The following is a 22011-nucleotide window of genomic DNA, read 5'->3' on the forward strand; positions in this document are numbered from 1 at the left end:
AGCCGGCCGAAAATTAATTCGGGCCGGCTGTTTTCGTTATCTAGAAATTTACTTCTTCAAAGCCTCCTGAACTGCATTTCCGATGTTACCGCTTCCCGGCAAAATGTGAAGCAAAGAAGCAATAGTTGGTGCGATATCGGAAACAGAAGTCCTTTTTAACGTTTCACCTTTATTAATTCCCCATCCGAACATCACGAAAGGAACCTGGGTGTCGTAGTTGTAAGGCGTGCCATGCGAAGTACCGGTTGAACCACCATAAAACCAGCCCGGCTGGGTAATGATCTGAATATCGCCGCTGCGTTTGGCATGAACATTATTCTTGAACAGTTCAAGCTGATACGTATTCAGCGGTGCTTTTCCCATGTTGGTTAAATCCAGAATGTCTGCAACTCCCGGCACTTTTAAAACAGCTTCGCGAATAACTTCTGCTGCAGCAGCAACAGTAAGCTTTTTCTTTTTTAGTAAAACATGATCAAAATAGAGCTGGTTATTATCGGTAGCAACAATATATTTTTCTGTTCCAAAAGCTTCGTTAAGAGCAACGGTTACGGCGTCGGTCACTAATTTTCTTTGCACAAGGCCGGAAGGTAATTTGTGTTCTTTTGCAAATCCCGGAACGTCTACGACGCCATGATCAGCGGTAAGGAAAACAGTGTATTCACCTTTTCCAACCCAGCCATCCAGAAAGTTAAAAAGATCGGCAAATTCACGATCCAGACGAAGAAAATCGTCCTGCTGCTCCACGGCATTAGGTCCTACGCTGTGTCCGATTTTATCAGGTGAAGAAAAACTGATGGCAAGAAAATCGGTATCTTTTCCTTTACCCAGATTTTCACCTTTCACGGCTGCAATCGCCATTTCCTTGGTAAGCGTGTTACCCCAGGGTGTATTGGTTACAGTGCCAAATGCATCACCGGCAACTCCTACGAGCTCATAAGGGAAAACCGGTTTGGTAGCGCCATAAAGTTTACCTTCCCAGGCCACATCATCCGGAGAGCTTTGGTTATACTGATCTGCCGGTAATAACAGCTGCCAGCCTTTTTTCATATATTCAGCCGGCATTTTCTTCGCATTGTAATCCTTCGCCCATTGTGGCAGGTCATTCATATAATAGGTGCTTGTTACCCAGTTTCCGGTTTTTGAATCAAACCAGTAGGAACCGTTTGCGGTATGTCCGGCCGGTAAAATGGAGCCACGGTCCTTTATGGCAACACCGATTGTTTTTGAACGAAAGTTGGTGGCGATCCTTAGCTGGTCTGTCACAGTGCTTGTTAGCAAATTACGCGGTGACATTTTTCCCACACTTGTATTGGTGCTTCCAACGGTAGTTACAGAGCTGTCTTCAACACAGTAAACACCTTTTCCGGTAATGTTATCATGCCAGTCGTTGCCAACAATACCATTAATAGCCGGTACGGATCCTGTATAAATTGAAGCATGACCAGCTGCTGTTACGGTTATTCCATAACTGTAATGGTTGTTGCGGCAGTTGAAACCTTCATTCATCATACGTTTGAAACCACCTTCCACATATTGATCATAATAGCGGTAAAGATAATCATAGCGCATCTGGTCGACTACAATACCAACAACGAGTTTTGGGCGGGCAAGGGCTGTGGATTTGGCAGGAGCCTTTTTTGCAGTCTGCGCATTGGCAGAAAACATCACAAAAAGACCCAGAGCCAGGAAGGATATTTTTTTCACAAGTCAATAATTTGATTTACTAATATAAAATGGTTCAGGAACGAAAATCTACTTTTTTAACGCCTCTTCTACCGGATTTCCAACATTTCCACTTGGAGGTAAAATGTGCAGTAAGGCAGAGATCGTAGGAGCAATATCCGCAATGGTTGTGCGTCTTAAGGTTTCACCTTTATTAACTCCCCAGCCATATAACAAAAACGGAACATGGGTGTCATAGTTATAAGGTGTCCCGTGATCGGTCCCGGTAGCATAGGAGGCAGCAAACCAGCCTGGCTGCACAATCACCTGGATGTCGCCGCTCCGTTTTGCATTGATGTTGTTTTTATACATTTCCAATTGATATGTATTCAGAGGGGCTTCTCCGATATTTTTCAGATTTAAAACATCAGCTACACCCTGCATCGGCAACAAAGCAGTACGCAAAACCTGATAGGCATCTGCCACCGTGACTTTCTTTTCTTTTAAAAGCGCATTATTGAGATAAATCTGGTAATTCTCAAAAGCCTGAACATATTCTCCTTCTCCAAAAGCATCGTTAAGTGATTTCACAATATTTCTGGTCAGTGTTGTCGGGCTCATCAAACCGGCGGGTAATTTATGTTCCTGCCAGAACGCAGGCACATCCATCGCTCCGTGATCGGCGGTAAGGAAAACGGTGTAGTTGCCTTTTCCTGTCCACGAATCCAGAAAATTGAAAAGTTCAGCAAACTCCATATCCAGTTTTAGGTAGTTATCTTCCTGTTCAACAGAATTTGGGCCGAATGCATGTCCGATCCGGTCAGGTGTTGAAAAGCTAACTGCAAGAAAATCGGTATCCGCACCTTTTCCCATATTCTCACCTTTAATCGCTGCGATCGCCATTTCTTTTGTCATCGTATTTCCCCATGGAGAAGTCGTTACTACAGTAAACGCATCTCCTGCAGTACCAATCAGTTCATGAGGAAAGACAGATTTAGGTTCGCCGGATATTTTTCCTTCCCAATTAACATCATCAGGAGAACTTTGAGTATACTGTTCAATTGGTAAAAGTGTTTTCCATCCTCTTTTTGCAAACTCACCCGGCATTTTTTTGTTGTTATAATCCTGCACCCATTTTGGAAGTTCGTTGGTATAATACGTGCTGGTTACAAAATTTCCGGTTTTAGAATCAAACCAGTAAGCCCCACTTGCTGCATGACCTGCGGGAAGAATAGAAGCCCTGTCTTTAATCGCTACACCAATGGTTTTGGATCTGAAATTTGTAGCGATTCTAAGCTGATCAGTTACGGTGCTGGTTAGCAGATTTTTTGGCGACATTTTCCCAACGGTCACATTTGAACTTCCAACCGTTGCTACAGTTATGTCGTCTGTGCAATACACATTAGCTACGGTCGATTTGTCAAACCAGTCATTTCCGACAATTCCATTTACTGCCGGAAGAGCTCCTGTGTAAACGGCCGAATGCCCGGCTGCGGTAACCGTTAATGCGTAATGGTAGTGATTGTTGCGGCAGTTAAAACCATCGTTCATCAGCCTTTTCAAACCGCCTTCCTTGTATTTATCGTAGTAGCGATATAGATAATCATACCGCATTTGGTCAACTACAATACCAACCACAAGCTTTGGTCTTGCAAGTGCAGATGTTGTGCTTTTAACCGTGGCCTGTCCTGTTACCGCAGGTATAGTAATGAGGCATAACAGACTAAAATTCAGAAAGGACCGGAACGTTCGTTTCATAGTTTAGGAATAAATGAAAAAGATAAATATAAGGGAAGAACTTCTCGCAGCGCTGAATTTAAGCGTTTTTCTAATCGAATTTTAATGTCAGCTTAAAAGAATACCATTCAAACCCGAAGATGGACTACCACTAAACGCAGAAAGCCGGATTGCATTTGCTGCAACCCGGCTTTCAAATTTTAACGTCAACTATTTCTTTTCACTTCCTCCCAGGGATCCCGGTGCTTTTTCAGCAGCGGCTCCCGCTTTTCCTTTGGCAAAATCTCCTGCTTTGATAATGCTTAGTTTTGAATAATCAATATGCTTTTGCATGGCAGCCTTGATTTTTTCGGGAGTGAGCGCTTCAAGATTTTTTTCGAAATCAGCATCCCACTGCATGGTGCGGTTTAAGTAAAGGTTATTGGTCAGGGTATTTGCAAGCGAAGCATCCTGCGCTCTTCCTACCTGTCTGGATTGCAGATAACCTGATTTTGCAGCCTTAATTTCGTCTGCTGTAAATCCTTCTTTCAATACTTTATCAATTTCCTCTTTAAATGCAGCTTCCAATTTTTCAGCATTCTGAGGAGCATAAATCGCATAAGACATAAACGATCCGTTTTTATCCAGCGAACTGGCGGAAAACTGCGAACCAACGCCATAGCTCAAACCTTCTTTCTGACGGATACGTGTTGCAAGACGTGAATTTAAAAACCCGCCGCCTAACATATAATTACCTAAAATTAGTGCAGGATAATCAGGATCAGTGTCTTGAACGGGCATTGCCATTCCGGCTACAAACATGGAGTTTGCCTTATCTGGTGTTTCAAACGATTTGTTTTCTGCTTTTACGACCTGGTAGGGTGAAGCAACACGGGTGAATGCTTTGGCGCTTTTCCATGTTCCGAACTCCGTGTTAAGTATTTTCTGAACCTGTGCCTGATCAAAATCACCCACCACTGTTGCTGAGGCATTGTTGGCACCATAAAAATCTTTGTGGAATTGTTTCAGCTGATCAATTGTGGCTGCTTTTACGCTGGCTACACTTTCATCAAAAGTTTCAACATAACGAATGTCTCCTTTTGGATACGGACTTACGATCCGGCGGTACTGGTTAAAAGCAATTGCCTGCGGCTCGCTGCGCTGCGACTCGATTCCGGCAAGTTCTTCCTGTTTTAGTTTTTCAAATTCATTTTCATCAAATGCAGGATTTTTCAAAACATCCGCTACCAGCTTAAGTACAGCAGGCAGGTTTTCTCTCGTTGTTTCAATATTTGCTCCGGCGGTATTGCTTGCTCCAAAGAAAAATACCCTTGCCTTCAGCTTATCAAGTTCATCTTTTAATTGCTGACGGGTTTTTGTTTTTGTTCCTTTATCAAGCATTGATCCTGTCAGGTCAGAAATTGTAGCCTTGTTCATCAGACTTTTTTCGTCACCATAACGAAGTGTGATTTTTGCGGCTACGACATTGCCACGGGTTTTCTTTGTTAAAAGTGCCGTTTCAATGGTGTTTGGCTTTTCAGCACGAACGGTGCGGGTTTCAATGTTTGCAGGAGACGGGTCAAACGCCTCGCCTTCTGCTACCACAGCTTCTCCTTTGTAATTTTTTACAAGATCTGCCACATTCGGAGCAGAAGGAATTTCTGCACGCTGAGGATTTGATTCAGGAATAAATGTTCCTAGTGTACGGTTCGACGGCTTGAAATACGCTTGTGCTACACGGTATACATCTTCGGGAGTAACCTTACGGACGTTATCTCTGTGAAGAAACGCAAGCCGCCAGTCTCCGGTTGCGATGGATTCGCTGATATTCAATCCGATACGTTCAGAATTACGGAATTCAAGATCCCAGTTTTTTAGCAGATTGGTTTTAGCACGTTCAACTTCTTCCGCGGAAGGTTTAGCAGTTGCAGCCGAATCAAGCGTTGCTGTAAAAGCCTTGCGAGCCTCATCAAGTGATTTTTCTTTCAAAATTTCGGCACCAAACAAAACAACGCCCGGATCAAATAACTGAAAGCTGAAACCGAATTGTGAGGACGCTTTTTTCGTGTTTACGAGATTTTTGTAAAGTTTTCCGTTAGGCTCCGAAGTAAGCACTTCTGTTAGTACTTCCGTAGCAGGATAGTCGGCATGGGAGCCAGGGGCAATGTGATACGCAGCCATAACCATTTGTACGTCCCCGGTTCTCTTTAATTCTACGAAACGTTCTCCGTCCTGGGTTGGCTCAACGGTATAGGATTTTTGAATAACACGTGTTGGTTTTGTAAGTTTTCCGAAATATTCATTAACCAAAACGATTGTTTTTGCCTCATCTATTTTTCCGGCAACTGTCAGCACCGCGTTATCGGGTTGATAGTATTTTTTATAAAAAGCCTGTAAGTTTTCAATAGGAACGTTTTCAATATCAGACCGGTTGCCGATCGTTGATTTTCCGTAGTTGTGCCATAAAAAAGATCCTGATAAAACCCTTTCCATCAAAACGCTGAAAGGACTGTTTTCGCCTGATTCAAATTCATTACGTACCACACTGAACTCACTGTCCAGATCTTTTTTGGCAATGAAGGAATTTACCATTCTGTCTGATTCCAGATCCAGTGCCCATTTCAGGTTTTCATCCGTTGCAGAGAAAGTTTCGAAATAGTTGGTTCTGTCATACCAGGTTGTGCCATTTGGCCTTGCACCGTGTGAAGTAAGTTCTGCGGGAACATTCGGGTGCTTGGGAGTTCCTTTAAAAACCATGTGTTCCAGTAAATGGGCCATTCCTGTTTCGCCGTAACCTTCATGTCTTGAACCTACCAGGTAGGTCATGTTAACCGTAATAGTTGGCTTCGAAGGATCAGGAAACATCAGGACTTTTAAACCATTGTCCAGATTGTATTCGGTGATTCCTTCAACAGAAGTGACTTTTTTTACTCCTTTGGGAAGTTCCTGTGCAAATGAAGGGCTGGTAAGAAGGGCGGATAACAGCACGCTGGCAACGACTGCAATGTGACCCTTTTTTGTTTTTTTAGACCTGATGATCATTCTAAATAAATTAAGGTGGGATATGGCAAATTATAGCATGAAAATAGAAGAGATATTTTAAGTAAACAACCACTTCATGATAAACGGTAAACTATTGTTATAACAATTGAAATTTTTAATTTGCGGTGTTGGTGCAACACTCGGTCTGCTAAGTATTGTATGGATTGCTATACCTATATTTACCTTTATTTTCTTCCAAATTGAATAAATCTGTTCTCAGTTTTATTTAAGATTCTAAAACGTTTATCATGATTAGTTTAAAAAAAATTAGCCGGATTATATTTTTCCTGTCATTCGGTGTTTTTCTCGGCTGTTCCAGCGGTCTTCCAATCTCTACCGGTGCCAAATATCCGATAGAGGTTTTGTATGATAACCAGCCTCTGGAGCGTCCCTATTCTGAAATTGGTATGGTTGAAATCAGTAATGAAGATACACTTAGCGCAAAGCAGACACAGAACAAGCGTATGATGTTTCGTGGTAATGATGCCAGCACAAAGGAACTGCTGACTGCCCGGCTTGTACTTAAAGCACAAAAAATTGGGGCGGATGCGATCATTCACGTAAAATATCAGTATTACGCCTCGGTAAAAAGTGAAGGATATATGTTAAGCGGACTTGCTGTGCGTTATCGGGGAGAGTAAGAATTAGTTTAAACTGTTTAAAAGTTAGGTTGTTTTTGTGTAGAACAGATATCAATCAAACAAAATTATTATACAAAAAAATGCTTTTTACAGCCAACTTATCTGACATGCCGGTTGAGGCGGAATCAAGGGTGATCATCCGGTTTCAGGATTGTGATCCTTTGATGCATCTGAATAATTCAAAATATTTTGAATACTTTTTCAATGCGCGCGAAGATCAGGTTTCCAAGCTTTACGGATTTAGTTACGAAGCCATGTTCAGGGAGTTGCGTACGAGCTGGGTGGTATACCAGCATCAAATTGCCTATGTGCGTCCTGCGCTGATCAGTGAATGGGTGAGGATCACTTCACGCGTGATTTATTACAATGAAGATACCATGGTCACCGAATATTTTATGACCAATGATCAGCATACAGAATTAAAAACATTGCTTTGGACAACCTCAAAGCATATCAGCATCACCACGGGCAAAAGAACACCACATCCGAAAGAAGTCATGGATTATCTCACCGCGACCTGCGTGCCCGATCTTGATTTTCCTAATCTTGAATTTAACAGCCGTATTCACGCAATCAAACAGGAATTGTCAGCCGGGATTAACGGTTGAGGTCTTTTCTGGAAAGTAACTTTTTGTCCAGAGAATCGCGCGTTGTGGAATCCATTGGAATGTATGGGATGTTAACAACCGGTTTCGGTATTGGAACAAAGCGGTTGAAACTATGCGTAAACTGTACGCTCATGCCTCCGGTCGTAACGGTATTACTCAAAGAAAAAGGACTTTGAATGTTACGGTTATAGGCCTTCACCCGCACCGAACCTTTTGGATTGAGCCAATATTCCAGGGTCCATTCGCCCAGTAAACTTGCTGCGTCGTATTGCGTAGTCGTGCCTGTTGTACCGGAACTGATCCGGCCATCCCGGGTTACCCTGAAACGGTCGTTGAGAAAACGATAGGAGAAACGCAGCTGTAAATTGTTAAGTGCATTCTGATCAAGTGAAAGTCCCGAAACACCCACCTCAAGGTTTTCATTTATGCCTGATGCCCATCGGCTGATCTGATTGGAAACAAGTTCGCTGATGCTGTTACCCAGAATGGACGTGCTGCTTGCCGTACTGCTGCTTTCAGGCAGAAGTTGATTGATAACCAGCAAGCTGCTCACCTGACGGCTTAATTCCTGCTCATCGGATTTTAGTTTGTTTTGAAAAGCTTCAAGCTGTCCGCGTAAATTATTCAAAGAAGGATTGTCGAGTATTTTAAGATCATAGCGGATCTGCGGAGCCATAAGCCTGTCGGATAAGCCAATGGTAACTTCAACGGGGTAACGTCTCGACAAAATTTCCTTGTCTTTTTCAGAATCCGTAGTGTTTGGTAAAACGCCCATCAGTGAAACCAGTTGGGTATAACCGGCTTTCACATCCAGCATGGCACCGTAAGGGTCTCCGGACCATACAATCCTGCTTCCGGGTTTGATGTTAAACTTTTTATTGATGACGTTTTGTAATGTAAAGTTGTAATCGCCCTTATCGATTTCATAAGTCCCGGTCATCGTAAAGTCACCTTTTGTATCGATGTTCAGGTTTAACCTTCCGTTTCCGTTGGCTCTGATTATGTCGCCAGTTTGCCGGTCGAAAATAATTTCGCAGGCTGCATCGGGCGTCAGGTTAAAGTTAAAATCCATTTTTATCCCTCCCGAAACCAGCCTTTTTGCTTCTTCGCCCGATGCAGTTTCAGTACTATCCTTTGCGGGCATCTGGCTTACAAACTGGATATAATCCTGTGTAACAACCTCCGTTGCGCCATCCAGCGGAATATGAATACGCGTTCCTTTGTTGCTGGTGACGTTTGCTTCAATATTAAGATTATCGATGGAACCAAAAACCGCAACCGGACCTGTAACGTAGGCGGTTCCATAAAAAACGTCGTTATCCTTTGCAGCCGTGTTTAATATTTTGAAGTTTCTGAGATCGGCATTAAAACCTAAAGTGAAATATTTAAAACCTTCATGAAAAACACCGCCGCGAAGTGTAGCTGTGTTGCCGTCCTGATCGGTAAGTAAAATATTGTTTCCGCTTATTTCACTTTCACTAAAAGTAATTTTATCATTAAATGTAAAAACCGATTGCAGATAATCGAATTTCATTTTTCCCTGTTCCACCGCAAGAGAACCTTCCAGAACAGGCGCATTGACCGTTCCTTTAATTGTTACGGTTCCCTGCGCTTTCCCGCTTACGTCAGAAACCAAACCTTCGGCAAATGGTTCAATTGCCTTAAAATCGATTTGGTTAAAAACTGCTTTCAGATTTAGTGTATTAGCTGCAAGTTTTGGGCGGTAACCCCCTGTCAGATTAAAAACTCTCTTTGCATTTTTGCTAAGCTGGGCATCAATTTCAAGCTGGCTCGTCTGTGTATCCCATTCTCCGGTTCCTGCGAAATTCCCAAACTCATATTGCGCATAACCCAAACTTTCCACATTAAAACTGGCATCAAGAACAACGTTGTTGTATGCATCTTTTACCTTTGCCGTTCCATCCATGATTCCGGCAATTTGGGTATTTAATACTGTATTGAGTGTACCTAGTCTAAAATTCCTGATATCCAGGATCAGACTCTGACTTGGGTCGTTTGAAAGAACGCCGTTGACTGTCAGGCGTTGTCTTCCGCTTATCAAGCCAAGATTTGTAAAGTTGACGTTGGAGCCTACAATGGAAATCAGACTTTCAGAGGGAACGTTCCATTCTTCATCAAGAAGATTCAGCTTTGAATTTTTGAAACTGATGTCCAGGCCAGCCGGCAAAAAGCGGATTTCACCTCCCAGGTTTGCCCGGTTGGTGCTGCTGATCTGGCGGATGCCTCCGTTAAAATCAATATGATCTACATCCCAGGCTCCTTCAATTTCCAGTTTTTCCGTAGGAACCAGAGCGCTCATTTTTTGCTGTTCGGAAGTAACCAGGGCAGATGCGAGGACTTCGGCGCTATTCACGAATTTGGAAGTTGTAATATCAACTTCCGAAGTTATAAACTGGTTTGTTCCGTATTTAAGTGTGTCTGCAGAAGCTGTTAAGGTTAAAAAAGAGGTATTATCCATCTTGAAAAAACCTTCAGCTTTTGCTCCTTTTGAAACATAGATGTCCGGACTTATAAATGCCAGGAAACGGGATAGGTTTCTTGTTTCCAGTTCATAGTCAATCTGATATTTATTGTTAATCTGCTGGATTGGTTTGTTGGCATAGTATTCCTGGCGGTTTTTCTCGTTATCCAGGAAATACAATTTATATTCCTCTAAAACTTTGCTGAGATCTTTCCAGGCAACGGTTGGCAAAAAATCGCCCTGAACCCTGGCGGTAAGGAATTCACTTTCAAGTTTTAAAGTACGTTTATCAAGATTCTGGACAGAGGAAAGGACCAGTGTGTCAATCACCAGGTTTCTTTCTGTTTTGGTAGTTACCAGATATGTATTTAATAATTTGGCATCACCGGTTAGTTCATCAATGGTGTTACCGGCAACTTTCACATCAAGTTCCGTACGCAGCGTGATAGAATCCTTAATAAAACCCAGCGCCTGTAAATTGGCTTTTTCAATAACTCCCCGTACATCAAAGAAGTTTTTTGGCCGGGATAGATCAAATTCACCGTTCAGATTTACAACCAGATTTGAATCTTTTGCAGCTACGTGACCATTAAAATACTGGTTCTGAATATTTCCTTTCAGCTTAATATTACGGTAATTGTAGTTCCTGAAACCAACCCTGGTTACGAGCGCATCCATATTGGTAGATGCGAATTTCAGTTCGAGTCCCTTTCCGAAAATTTTACCTGCAAAATCAAGCTTTTGCCAGTTGTCCTCATCATCCAGCAAAGTGCCAAGTTCAAAATCCGTTGTGGTGACCTCTCCTGAATAAGTTGTTGTTTTTGCATCTGCAATGTGAAATACAAGATCTCCGGAAAGCTTTCCCAGTGCAGATGAAACGTCTGCATCAACAGCAAAATCTTCCAGTGTTCCTTTGAAAGTTCCGTCAAGAAGCGTGAGTCCGAACTTCGCCAGGTCGGGATGTTTGTCCCATTCAGGATAATACTGAACAATGTCAGCCGGTTCCACTTTTGAAAGCGAAAGCCGGATGTCCATGATACAGCCTTCAATTTTTGGTAAACCCTTAAAACCAATATCACCCAGCAAACGACTATTTTTCCCAAAAAACAGATCCGTATCCGACAGCACAAAGTCATCAACCTTTCCATTGAAATTTCCTGAGATTCGCCATGTTTCGTTCAGATCGTCGACATATTCAGAAAACAGTCCCAGGTCTTTCGAGCTGATTTCACTTCCAACCAAATGTCCTTTTAGGTAAACCTTATGATTAAAATCGCCCAGCTCACCGGAACGGTTGTAAAAAAAGGAAATTTCATCTTTCAAGTGGGAATCGCCGATGTGCGCGTCGAGCTCTTTAAGCTCCATTTTTTTCTGGCAAAACAAAAAACGGGTATCCAGATCTTTTACATTCAGCCCTGTCTGTTTGTCCACCATTTTTAAATTTCTTCCCAAAAAAGAAATGGTATCTCCCTGAACAAGAAAGTCTTTCAGATCCCCGTTCAGCTGATTTAGCGTAAAATGCGAGTAGTCGAAGATACGGGCACCTTTTCTTTTTGCCTGGCGCGGATCGTCGTAGCTAAAAGTGCCATCCGTAATTCGAGATTTGCCGATAGTAAAAGGGGTATTATTTTCCGGTGCGTTGGCAGGCCGTCTGACTTTGGGAGCGGTCAGTTCGTTGATTTTATTAATAAATCCGTCAATATTCAGATCGCCGGTTTCAGGAACAACCCTTAGATGCACATTGGGCTGATATACATTGACTTCATCCAGATGTATAACCCTGGAGGAGTTTTCAATAATTTCACTCAGATTGAGATTTACATCGATACGGTCCACATCGATCATCTGCTGCCGGCTGGTATCTTTAACAGACACACCTTCCAGGGAAACAACATCGAACCATTTAATGTTAACGCGTTCAAGACTAAGGGGATAACCCATCGCTTTCGAAATTTTTCCGGCGGCAGTCTGGACAGCGAAAGTTTGTACAGAAGGAATCTGAAGGGCGATTGTAGCAATCCCCAGCGCAAGCAGCGCGAAGATCAGGACCACTACAAAGCTGTTGATGACTACCTTCAGGAATTGTAACATATATAGCTTCTCAGCAGATACAAAGTATCGTTTTGTAAGTATCGGATCTTAATTTGCCAGGAGTTTTGTGCCACCACATTTCTGAATGGAGTTGAGCTCTGGAAATTAATCGTTCTTAATTGACTATTTTTGCGAATATTTTCAAAATGTATGAACATTCTTGCCATCGAATCGTCCTGTGACGAAACCTCAGCAGCCGTTATCACTAACGGAGAAATTCGCTCCAATGTTGTTTCCACACAGCTTATTCACACACAATACGGAGGTGTTGTTCCCGAGCTTGCATCACGTGCGCACCAGCAACACATTCTGCCTGTGGTGGATAAGGCATTGAATGATGCAAAAGTAACAAAAAAAGACCTGGATGCCATTGCATTCACAAAAGGACCCGGATTATTGGGTGCATTACTGGTCGGAACGTCCTTCGCAAAGTCGATGGCACTTGGGCTTGACCTTCCTTTGATTGACGTAAATCACATGCAGGCGCATGTTCTGGCTCATTTTATCTCAGATCCAAAACCGGCATTTCCATTTCTTTGTCTTACAGTTAGTGGCGGACATACACAAATCGTTAAGGTAATCAGTCCGGCGGAAATGGAGATTATTGGGGAAACAAAAGATGACGCGGTGGGAGAGGCGTTTGATAAGACCGCCAAACTGCTCGATTTACCTTATCCGGGCGGTCCGCTTATCGACAAATATGCCAAGGAAGGAAATCCGCTTGCCTACTCTTTTCCTTTACCTGAAATGTCAGGATTTGATTTTTCTTTCAGTGGAATCAAAACCTCGTTCATGTATTTTCTTCAAAAACAGGTTCGTGCCAATCCCAATTTTATTACTGAAAATCTAAAAGACATCTGCGCCAGTATCCAGTTTACGCTGGTTAATATTCTTTTGAAAAAATTAAAAAAAGCGGCGAGGGAAACAGGAATTAGAGAAATAGCCATTGCCGGAGGTGTTTCTGCCAATTCAGGATTACGGACAACATTGCTGGAACTTGGAGAGACGCTGGGTTGGAAGGTTTATATCCCTGAATTTGAATATTGTACCGACAATGCGGCGATGATTGCCATGGCAGCGCATTACAAATTTTTAAATGAAGATTTTTGCGACCAGACGGTTAGTCCGGCCGCAAGAATGGAGTTTTAGGAAATCGTTTCCAGAAGCATTTTATTTCCGGCCAGGTCGAAATAGACGCATGTCATACTGGCTGTATCGACCGTCCATTTTTCTACACCAGATTCAGCGGCCTGCTTGCCAAAGGTCATGTAATCCGTTTGTCCCTGCTGGTGTATTTTGAGACAATGCTTGAGTGTTTTTATGTCACTGAGCGGTGCTATCTGCAGGTTAGCATATTTTGCTTCTGATTCTGTCGAAGTGCCGTTTCTGTCTTTGTAAGTTGTGTGGCCGTCGGATACAAAAGTATCGTAACTCAGGACGCCAAGGTTTTTGATTTCCTGCACATAACCGGGAAAATCCGCTCCGCTTTTCACCTTCGCATGTGCTTCTCTGATTTGGTTGATCGTGAACATAACTGCTGTTTTTAAATTTATGCAAATCTGGCACTTCAGAGATTGTCTCAATTGTAAAAAATCGTTTTATTTTTTTTTGAAATATTTTTCAGGCGGTTCTCCGGTGAAGGTCCTGAATTCTTTAATAAAATGGGCTTGGTCGTAATAGCCTGCTTCATAGCCCAGGCGGGTAAGCGTTTCAATTTCCCGCTGTTGTTCGATGACGTTTTTTAGCCTCACGATGGAAGCAAATTTTTTTGGCGAGGCACCCACCGCCTGGCGAAAACGTTTTTCGAGGGGGCTTTGGCTAATATGTAGCTGATCGGCTAAGTCTTTGATCCTGATAGTGCCTTTATTTTTGTGAATGATGGAAAGTGCGGCAACTACCAGTTGGTCGGTACTGCCTGGGTTCATTCGCGCAATGAGGAATTGTTCTACTACCCCAATTTTTTTCTGGTCGGTACTTGCTTCACACAGCCGTTCTTCCAACAAAAGAAGTTCGGAGCGGAGCATAAAATTATCCAGCGATACACTTTCACGAAAAAGCTCATGGAGGGGGTTTTTAAAAAAGGCCGCCGCACCACCTTCTTTAAAAAATACGAGAACGGTACCTGTTTCCGGGGTATTTTTAAAAATACGGTAACTATTTTGCAATCCGGTAATTCCGAAAGTTTCAAGCGGAATCTCGTGGCCGTTTTCAAGATAAGACAGCTTCCCTTTAAACTGGAAACCAATTACCAGACTGGTGCCAGGCAGCACTTTATATGTGCTTTCATTTGCATTTTCCTGAATCGCAAATGCCTGTACGTAGGATTTTAGAATTTCAGACGGGAGATGCATTTCGAACCTCATAAAGCCTGCCGTTTACTGGTTTACAACCTTTCCTTTTTCCAGTTTAAAAAAATGAGTCACACAGGAAGGAATTTCGTGTGGATAGTGCGAAACATAAATTAACGTTCTTTGCCGGGATTCGCAAATCGCGTCGACGACCGATTTGAAATACTCAATCGCTTCGGTATCAAGTCCCTGGCAGGGTTCGTCGAGGATCAGCAGAGGCGGATTTTTTACCAAAGCCCGCGCCAGCAAAACCAGGCGCTGTTGACCTTTTGATAATTGGGAGAAATCCTTTTCAATCAGGTCATGAACATGCAGCAGCTCTGCTACTTCGTGTACTCTTTCAATTTGAATATCTGTAAGCTTTTTGAAAAAAACACCTGTTGCGTCAAAGAAACCGGATGCGATGGTTTTGAAAACGGTTGTGTTTCTTGGAAAATATAAGTGAAGTTCCGGCGAAACATGGCCGATCTGTTGTTTGATGTCCCAGATGGAAGCACCAACGCCACCGCGCTTTTTATCGAAAAGATCAAAATCATTGGCAAAACGCTGTGGGTTATCGGCAGTAATGATGCTTAGTAAGGTAGATTTTCCTGATCCGTTTGCGCCTGACAACGCCCATTTTTCACCCTTTTTTATTTTCCAGCTAACACCCCTCAAAATTTGCTCTTCTCCATATTTTACATTTATATTCCTCAGATTAAGGGCGTTTCCAAAATCTGTAAAAACAGGCTGTCCGAAATGAAGAAGTTTGGCCGCTTCCGGTTTTGGCAAGCTGTGCGGAACTGTTTCCTGTTTTCGAAAATCCTGTATGAGCGATGTGCGTTCGATTTGCCCTGCGTTCAGTTCCAGTACGTGTGTGATGCAGAGGGGAATTTCGGTGGAAGTTGTGGCCATGATGACTGTAACTCCGGTGGCCGAAAGTTCGCCAAGGGCGTTTCGCAGGACTTCTCTGGAATGTACATCCAACCCGCTGAAAGCGTTGTCGAGCAATAATACTTTCGGGTTTTTAAGCAAAGACTTAGCCAGTAACATTCTGCGGGTTTCACCGTTAGAAAGTGTTACGAAAGGGTGATCCAGCAAATGTGTCAGGGAAAGCAGGCTAGTGATCCGTTCCAGGTTTTCTGTTTTGATTTTTGAAGGTGGAAGCTGAACGGAATTGTCATCGATCGTACCTACCGGTTTTAGCTGGTCGGTTAAAATGGCCCGTAAGGTTGGAGCCCGTTCTGCTTCGTATGCATGGAAGCGCTGTTGGTAATATTCGGCTCCGGCACTTACAATTCTGTTGAATGAATAATCATTTGAAACCAGTTCGATAAATTCCCGTAACGGGCGGCTGTCGTTGTACTGAACTTTTCCTTTCCAGACAGGCCATTTGCCGGCGATGATGTCCAGCAATATGGTTTTTCCGGAACCGTTCTGGCCAATTATCGCCCAGTTTTGCCCAGGTTCAACGAACCAGGAAACATCAGAAAGGACAACGGAATCATATTTACGGACGAAAACATTTTCAAGAGATAAAACAGCCATGCAGAAATCAGGATCAATTAATAATCCGGCATACTTGACCGGATGTAAACTTTAAGGTAGCAAAGATTAAAACTTTGCCCGGAATGTAAAAGAAAAAGCGTCCCGTTTCCGGAACGCCTCTCACGCTTACTTAATAAAGGGGTGATCTACATTAGATTTTTATCGGGTGCGGTATCACTTTTAAGTATGCTATTGTTGTATGTAAAATAAATGTAATTATCAGATATGCTGTACCTTGAGATTAAATTCTTTTAAAATCTGACTCGTGAATGCCGGGAGGTCATCCGCGTTCCGGCTTGTGATCAGGCTGTTGTCCACAACCACATTTTTGTTTATCCAAATAGCTCCTGCGTTTTCGAGATCAAGCTGAATAGAAGCAAACGAAGTTAATTTTCTTCCGATTGCAACATCTGCATTAATCAGCAATTGCGGTCCATGGCAAATTGCCGCCACAGCCTTGCCCGAATTAAAAAAAGATCTTACAAAGGCAATTGCTATACGGTTTGTCCGCAATGCATCTACGCTCATAACACCCCCTGGTAGAATTAACGCGTCGTAATATTCCGGCCGCGCCATGTTCAGAGGTACATCTACTTTGTGGTCATGTCCCCAGTCTACCCGGTTCCAGCCTTTTACTAAATCCTTATTCGGCGAAATAACATGCGTAGTTGCACCATTTTGATTTAGTACTTTTCTGGGGCAAGTCATTTCCACCTGTTCAAACCCATCTGCAACCAGTATGGCAACCCTGAATGAATTTGATGTTTGTTCCATGTGAATACGGTTGAATGTGGGTTAGATTATTTTCTTAAATAATTGTACAAAAATCATGCCATTTCTATTTGTTCCTATGTTTAATATCTTTTATTACTAAGTTGTAGCACGCAAGCCACAACTGTGTAACTGTGGAATGACTTGGGGATCAGCCATAAAAAAACAGGAGCTACCATGAAGCGGCTCCTGTTTTAGCATAATATCAAGATTAAATCTCTACGCTCCCCACGTTTTCAAATATCAGATCACCCTTTGCGTTCAGCTCCATCATGATTACCGAATCCTTCGCAACGATTCCGCTCAGAATTCCTTTTGAAAGTTCGTTCAAAATCCGGCGCTGTAAAACTCTTTTTAAGGGGCGGGCACCAAAGGCAGGATCAAACCCATCTTCTCCAAGTTTGGTCAGCGCTTCATCCGTTGCATCTAATGTAATTCCCTGTTCGAGAAGCATCTTCTGAATTCCTTTAAACTGAATGTCCACAATCTTGCGAATGTTTTTCATTGACAAAGGTTCAAAAAGAACAATCTCATCAATCCTGTTCAGGAATTCTGGTCTTACCGATGCTTTCAGAAGATCAAGAACAGCTGTTTTTGCTTCTTCCAATATCAGCGTATGGTTCCACCCTTCATCCTCTGCAAATTTCTCCTGGATAATGTGGCTTCCGATGTTGGAAGTCATGATGATGATCGTATTTTTAAAGTTCGCAACCCGTCCTTTATTATCTGTCAAACGTCCTTCGTCTAAAACCTGAAGAAGAATGTTCCAAACGTCCGGATGCGCCTTTTCAATCTCATCCAAAAGAATCACACTGTATGGTTTTCTACGTACGGCTTCGGTTAGCTGTCCGCCTTCATCATATCCTACATATCCCGGAGGCGCTCCCACCAGCCTGCTTACTGCATGGCGTTCCTGGTATTCACTCATATCTATACGCACCATGGCATTCTCGTCATTAAAGAGATATTCTGCCAGGGTTTTTGCAAGTTCAGTTTTACCAACACCGGTTGGTCCAAGAAACAGGAAACTACCAATTGGTCTTTTCTGATCCTGTAATCCGGCACGGCTGCGACGTACTGCATCAGAAACAACTTCTATTGCTTCATTTTGCCCGGCTACGCGCTGATGTAAATGTTCTTCCAGCTGCAAAAGTTTCTCCCGATCGCTTTGTAGCATTTTACTTACCGGAATACCAGTCCATTTGGCGACAACTTCCGCAATTTCTTCCGGACCAATTTCTTCCTGCATCAGGCTTTCAGCATTTCCAGATTTTTGCAATTCTTCCAGTTTCGCCTGTGCTTCCGGAATTCTGGCGTATCTTATTTCAGCAACTTTTCCGAAATCGCCGGCACGCTCTGCCTGTTCGGCTTCCAGGCGAAGCTGTTCAGATTGTTCTTTCAAAACCCGGACTTCATTTACTTTGCCTTTTTCATTTTCCCATTGCGCTTTCAGTGCATTTCTGCTTTCGCTCAGGTCGGCAATTTCTTTATTAAGGATCGTTTCTTTGTCTTTATTGTTCTCACGTCGGATTGCTTCACGTTCGATTTCCAGCTGCATGATTTTCCTGTTGAGCTCATCGAGCTCTTCCGGAACACTGTCCATTTCCAAACGTAACTTCGAAGCAGCCTCATCCATTAAGTCAATGGCTTTGTCCGGCAGGAAACGGTCGCTGATGTAACGGTTGGAAAGCTCTACGGCGGCAATTACCGCATCATCCTGAATCCTTACACCATGGTGTAATTCATATTTTTCTTTGATACCGCGAAGGATACTGATGGCGTCCGGAATGTTCGGTTCGTCTACCATAACAGCCTGAAAACGACGTTCCAAAGCCTTATCCTTTTCCATGTATTTCTGATATTCTTTCAGTGTTGTAGCACCGATCGCATGAAGTTCTCCTCGCGCCAAGGCAGGTTTCAGCAGGTTGGCTGCATCCATCGCACTTTCACCGCCACCACCTGCACCAATCAAAGTATGAATCTCGTCAATGAAGAGTATAATCTCTCCTTCGGCATCCGTTACTTCTTTAATAACTGCTTTCAGACGTTCCTCAAACTCACCTTTATATTTCGCTCCCGCAATCAGAAGTCCCATATCCAGCGATACAATCGTTTTGGATTTGAGGTTTTCAGGAACATCTCCCTGCACAATCCGCTGTGCAAGTCCTTCAACGATCGCAGTTTTACCAACACCCGGTTCTCCCAAAAGGATCGGATTATTTTTGGTTCGCCTGCTTAATATCTGAAGAACGCGTCGTATTTCTTCATCCCGGCCAATCACAGGATCAATTTTTCCGGCTTTGGCCAGCTCATTCAAATTTTTGCTGTATCGTTCCAGAGACCGATACTTTGCTTCTGCATTTTGATCTTTCACGGGGTTGTTTTTTCCTCTTAGTTCTTTAATGGCGTTAATCAGGTCTTTTTCTTTAAAACCCACTTCCTTTAATACTGTTGCCGTAGAATCTTTTCCTGCCAAAATTCCAAGCAGCAACAATTCAATGCTAATGAATTCGTCTCCGAATTCCTTAAGATAATTTTGTGCCTTTCCGCTTGCAGCAGCCATGTCATTTCCAAGATAAGGCTGTCCTCCGCTCACCCGCGGATATCCGTCCAGAATTTTCTGAAGACGTGTATTTAATATTTCAGGACTTATATTCAGCTGGTTAAGGATAAAAAGCGAAGTGTTTGGATCCTCTTCCAGTATCGATTTTAGCACATGGCCGGTTTCAATTGCCTGCTGCTGGTTGCCTTGGGCCATTTGAGCAGCATGCTGTATTATTTCCTGCGCCTTGATGGTATATTGGTTAAAGTTCATGGCGTTAATGTTTTGTTGATTCGTTTTTAGCTAATAGCAAAAAGGACGTACCAGAATCAATAATCGGAAATTTTGACCGAAAATTTCAAAATTATGCTTTTAATGTGTCATAATGTCCGGTTGCACAGTACAAAAGCGGCTGGTCCGTGCGAATTGGTATAAATAGAAAGGTATCTGTTTTGTTATAATAATTTTATAAAAAACTATTGTAATTTATAGATTGATTTCTTTTATTTTTGATCCGAATTTTGCCTCAGCCTTATGAACCTATCTTTACATCGTTTTGATGCTTCCGACGATACAATGATATGGCAGCGTTTTATCGCTGGGGAAGAGAGCGCTTTTGATCAGCTGATGTCTTCCCATTTCCGCGCACTTTTTCATTATGGCAGCAAATTTTCACGGGATAAGGAGTTTGTCAAGGATTCGATTCAGGATCTGTTTTTAATTCTTTGGGAAAAGCGAAATAATTTAAGCACTGATATTGCTGTAAAACCCTACATGATGGCTTCCCTGCGCAGGCTCATGCACAGAAGTATGACGTCTCAGTCGCGATTGCTTGACGAGCCTTTTGAAAACCAGGAAGGGACTTTTGAAATCGAATTTTCGGTGGAACAGGAGTATATTGAGCATGAATCTACGCTGGTGTTAACAGGTAAACTTCAAAAATTACTGGACGAACTTCCCCGCAGGCAGAAAGAAGTTATTTATCTTAAATTTTTTCAGGAGCTGGAAAGAAATCAGATCTCCGAGATCATGGACGTTTCGCCGCAAACAGTTTCAAATCTTCTTCAGATCGCCATCAAACAGCTTCAAAAACATTGGAAAGCCGAATTCCTTACGCTTTTTTTAATTCATTTATTTATATAAAAATACCTGATAATGATATCAAAAACAGTGTTTTTATATTTTTTTTAGAAATAGTTTAAAATTTATTGGTATCTGAACTGGATTTTTGTCTATCGTAGTATAGATACAGAAAACCCGAATGGATCAGTATAAAAATTTTAAAGTTGAGGATTTTGTCTGGGACACTTTTTTCCGGCAGTGGATCTTGTCACCTACGCGGGAAAGCGACCTGGCCTGGAACCAATGGCTTACAGAAAATCCGGAAACCTCGGCCCTGGTTCGTCAGGCAAGAGAGGTTGTTTTATCCCTTCATGTCAAAGAACCCCGTTTGTCAGATGAGGAAATACGGCTTGCAGTTCAAAACACCTTAGCAATAGCCAGAAAGCGAAGAATCGAAGAAACAGACGAAGATCGTCCGAAACGAATTTACCGGTCGATATGGTTTCAGGTTGCGGCCTCCGTGGCAATACTACTCGTTGCCGGCTGGTGGTTACAGTCTCATCGAGGTCAGTCGCTTGCCGACAGGCCCGGTAATTCCACAATCGACCAACCACTGTTCGCCGGAACTGAACTAATTGAAAAAGTAAATAAAACAGACGTCCCTTTACGTATACAGCTTGCGGATAACAGCGCGATAACGCTTACACCCGGAAGCAGCCTTCGTTATCCGGAAACATTTCCTGGTGCTAAAAGAGAAGTTTATTTGGAAGGTGAGGCCTTTTTTGATATTGCAAAAGATCCGGATCACCCTTTCCTGGTATATGCTAATGAATTAGTGACCAAAGTTCTGGGTACCAGCTTTATTATTAAAGCGTACGAAAGATCCAGAGAAGTGACGGTAGAAGTAAAAACCGGGCGTGTTTCTGTTTTTGCGAAATCGGATCCGGATTTACAGGCAAAAATTACCCGTCGCGAGCTGGAAGGCGTTATTCTGTCTCCAAACCAGAAAATTATTTTTGAGCGTGACCAGATCAGAATGGTGAAAACACTGGTTGAAAATCCGGAAATAATCGTTCCAAAATCTCAGATTCCTCATTTCGAATTTGAAGATACCCCAGCTAGTGAAGCTTTCGCCTCCATTGGTAAAGCCTATGGTATTGACATCCTTTTTGATGAAGAACTTTTGAGCGGCTGTCCGCTGACTGCAAGACTAGATAATCAGCCACTTCATGAAAAGCTTTCGATTATCTGTAAAGCTGTGGAAGCAAGTTATGAAGTCCTCGACGGGCAGATTATTATTCACAGCCGGGGGTGTAGGAATTAGTTGAGAATGAAGAATGATTAATTAAGAATTGAAATTCAGTAAATACTTTTTAAAACTCATAACCCATTAATCCTAAACCTTTAACAAAATCAAATATTAAAAAGAACCCAATTAATTAACCTAAACCCTCAAATCTATACGAAACAGGAAAAATTACTGAATGCAAAAAGAAAGAGCCGGCAATGTTCCCGCATC

At 42.6% G+C, this 22011-nt stretch carries 14 protein-coding genes; 5 read left to right on the plus strand and 9 right to left on the minus strand.

Annotated features, from left to right (window positions below; all coding sequences use genetic code 11):
- Positions 1-48 precede the first annotated feature (48 nt).
- The 3 genes from pafA (E0F88_RS20100) to E0F88_RS20110 all read right to left on the minus strand — a co-directional run bounded on the left by pafA (E0F88_RS20100) (position 49) and on the right by E0F88_RS20110 (position 6420).
- The gene (gene pafA / locus E0F88_RS20100; RefSeq protein WP_374756319.1) at positions 49-1704 is read right to left on the minus strand and encodes an alkaline phosphatase PafA; all 1656 of its coding nucleotides are present in this window, start codon (positions 1702-1704) and stop codon (positions 49-51) included.
- Positions 1705-1752: 48 nt separating this feature from the next.
- Complete coding sequence (pafA, locus tag E0F88_RS20105) at positions 1753-3420, minus strand: alkaline phosphatase PafA (RefSeq protein WP_131960066.1); 1668 nt, start codon at positions 3418-3420, stop codon at positions 1753-1755.
- Between the two features lie 189 nt (positions 3421-3609).
- Entirely contained in the window at positions 3610-6420 is a 2811-nt protein-coding gene (locus E0F88_RS20110) for a M16 family metallopeptidase (RefSeq protein WP_131960067.1), read from the minus strand.
- Between the two features lie 248 nt (positions 6421-6668).
- Between E0F88_RS20110 and E0F88_RS20115 the strand changes: the two genes are divergently transcribed.
- Together E0F88_RS20115 and E0F88_RS20120 are read left to right on the plus strand one after the other, a co-directional pair.
- Positions 6669-7061, plus strand: a complete 393-nt coding sequence (locus E0F88_RS20115; protein ID WP_229213841.1) for a hypothetical protein — start codon at positions 6669-6671, stop codon at positions 7059-7061.
- A gap of 80 nt (positions 7062-7141) precedes the next feature.
- The gene (locus tag E0F88_RS20120; RefSeq protein WP_131960068.1) at positions 7142-7669 is read left to right on the plus strand and encodes an acyl-CoA thioesterase; all 528 of its coding nucleotides are present in this window, start codon (positions 7142-7144) and stop codon (positions 7667-7669) included.
- Here the strand turns inward: E0F88_RS20120 and E0F88_RS20125 are convergent.
- Complete coding sequence (locus tag E0F88_RS20125; RefSeq protein ID WP_131960069.1) at positions 7659-12242, minus strand: translocation/assembly module TamB domain-containing protein; 4584 nt, start codon at positions 12240-12242, stop codon at positions 7659-7661. The genes E0F88_RS20120 and E0F88_RS20125 overlap by 11 nt on opposite strands.
- A 150-nt stretch (positions 12243-12392) precedes the next feature.
- On the opposite strand from E0F88_RS20125, the gene tsaD reads away from it, so the two are divergent.
- Complete coding sequence (tsaD, locus tag E0F88_RS20130) at positions 12393-13391, plus strand: tRNA (adenosine(37)-N6)-threonylcarbamoyltransferase complex transferase subunit TsaD (RefSeq protein WP_131960070.1); 999 nt, start codon at positions 12393-12395, stop codon at positions 13389-13391.
- Here the strand turns inward: tsaD and E0F88_RS20135 are convergent.
- From E0F88_RS20135 to clpB, 5 genes are all read right to left on the minus strand, one after another.
- On the minus strand, positions 13388-13774 hold the full coding sequence (locus E0F88_RS20135; protein WP_131960071.1) for a DUF1398 domain-containing protein: 387 nt from the start codon (positions 13772-13774) through the stop codon (positions 13388-13390). The two genes, tsaD and E0F88_RS20135, sit on opposite strands and share 4 nt — an antisense overlap.
- Before the next feature lie 66 nt (positions 13775-13840).
- Positions 13841-14605 carry a helix-turn-helix domain-containing protein gene (locus E0F88_RS20140; RefSeq protein WP_131960072.1) on the minus strand — a complete coding sequence of 255 codons (765 nt, stop codon included), beginning with the start codon at positions 14603-14605 and terminating at the stop codon, positions 13841-13843.
- 12 nt (positions 14606-14617) lie between these two features.
- On the minus strand, positions 14618-16117 hold the full coding sequence (locus E0F88_RS20145) for an ATP-binding cassette domain-containing protein (RefSeq protein ID WP_131960073.1): 1500 nt from the start codon (positions 16115-16117) through the stop codon (positions 14618-14620).
- Positions 16118-16336: 219 nt separating this feature from the next.
- Positions 16337-16891 (minus strand): type 1 glutamine amidotransferase domain-containing protein, encoded by a 555-nt coding sequence (locus E0F88_RS20150; protein WP_131960074.1) that lies wholly within the window; start codon positions 16889-16891, stop codon positions 16337-16339.
- A gap of 208 nt (positions 16892-17099) precedes the next feature.
- The gene (gene clpB / locus E0F88_RS20155; protein WP_131960075.1) at positions 17100-19703 is read right to left on the minus strand and encodes an ATP-dependent chaperone ClpB; all 2604 of its coding nucleotides are present in this window, start codon (positions 19701-19703) and stop codon (positions 17100-17102) included.
- Between the two features lie 261 nt (positions 19704-19964).
- On the opposite strand from clpB, the gene E0F88_RS20160 reads away from it, so the two are divergent.
- Positions 19965-20573 carry an RNA polymerase sigma factor gene (locus tag E0F88_RS20160; RefSeq protein ID WP_131960076.1) on the plus strand — a complete coding sequence of 203 codons (609 nt, stop codon included), beginning with the start codon at positions 19965-19967 and terminating at the stop codon, positions 20571-20573.
- Positions 20574-20691: 118 nt separating this feature from the next.
- Complete coding sequence (locus E0F88_RS20165) at positions 20692-21816, plus strand: FecR family protein (protein ID WP_131960077.1); 1125 nt, start codon at positions 20692-20694, stop codon at positions 21814-21816.
- Positions 21817-22011 lie beyond the last annotated feature (195 nt).

This window comes from Dyadobacter psychrotolerans, assembly GCF_004349265.1.
GTDB lineage: Bacteria > Bacteroidota > Bacteroidia > Cytophagales > Spirosomataceae > Dyadobacter > Dyadobacter psychrotolerans.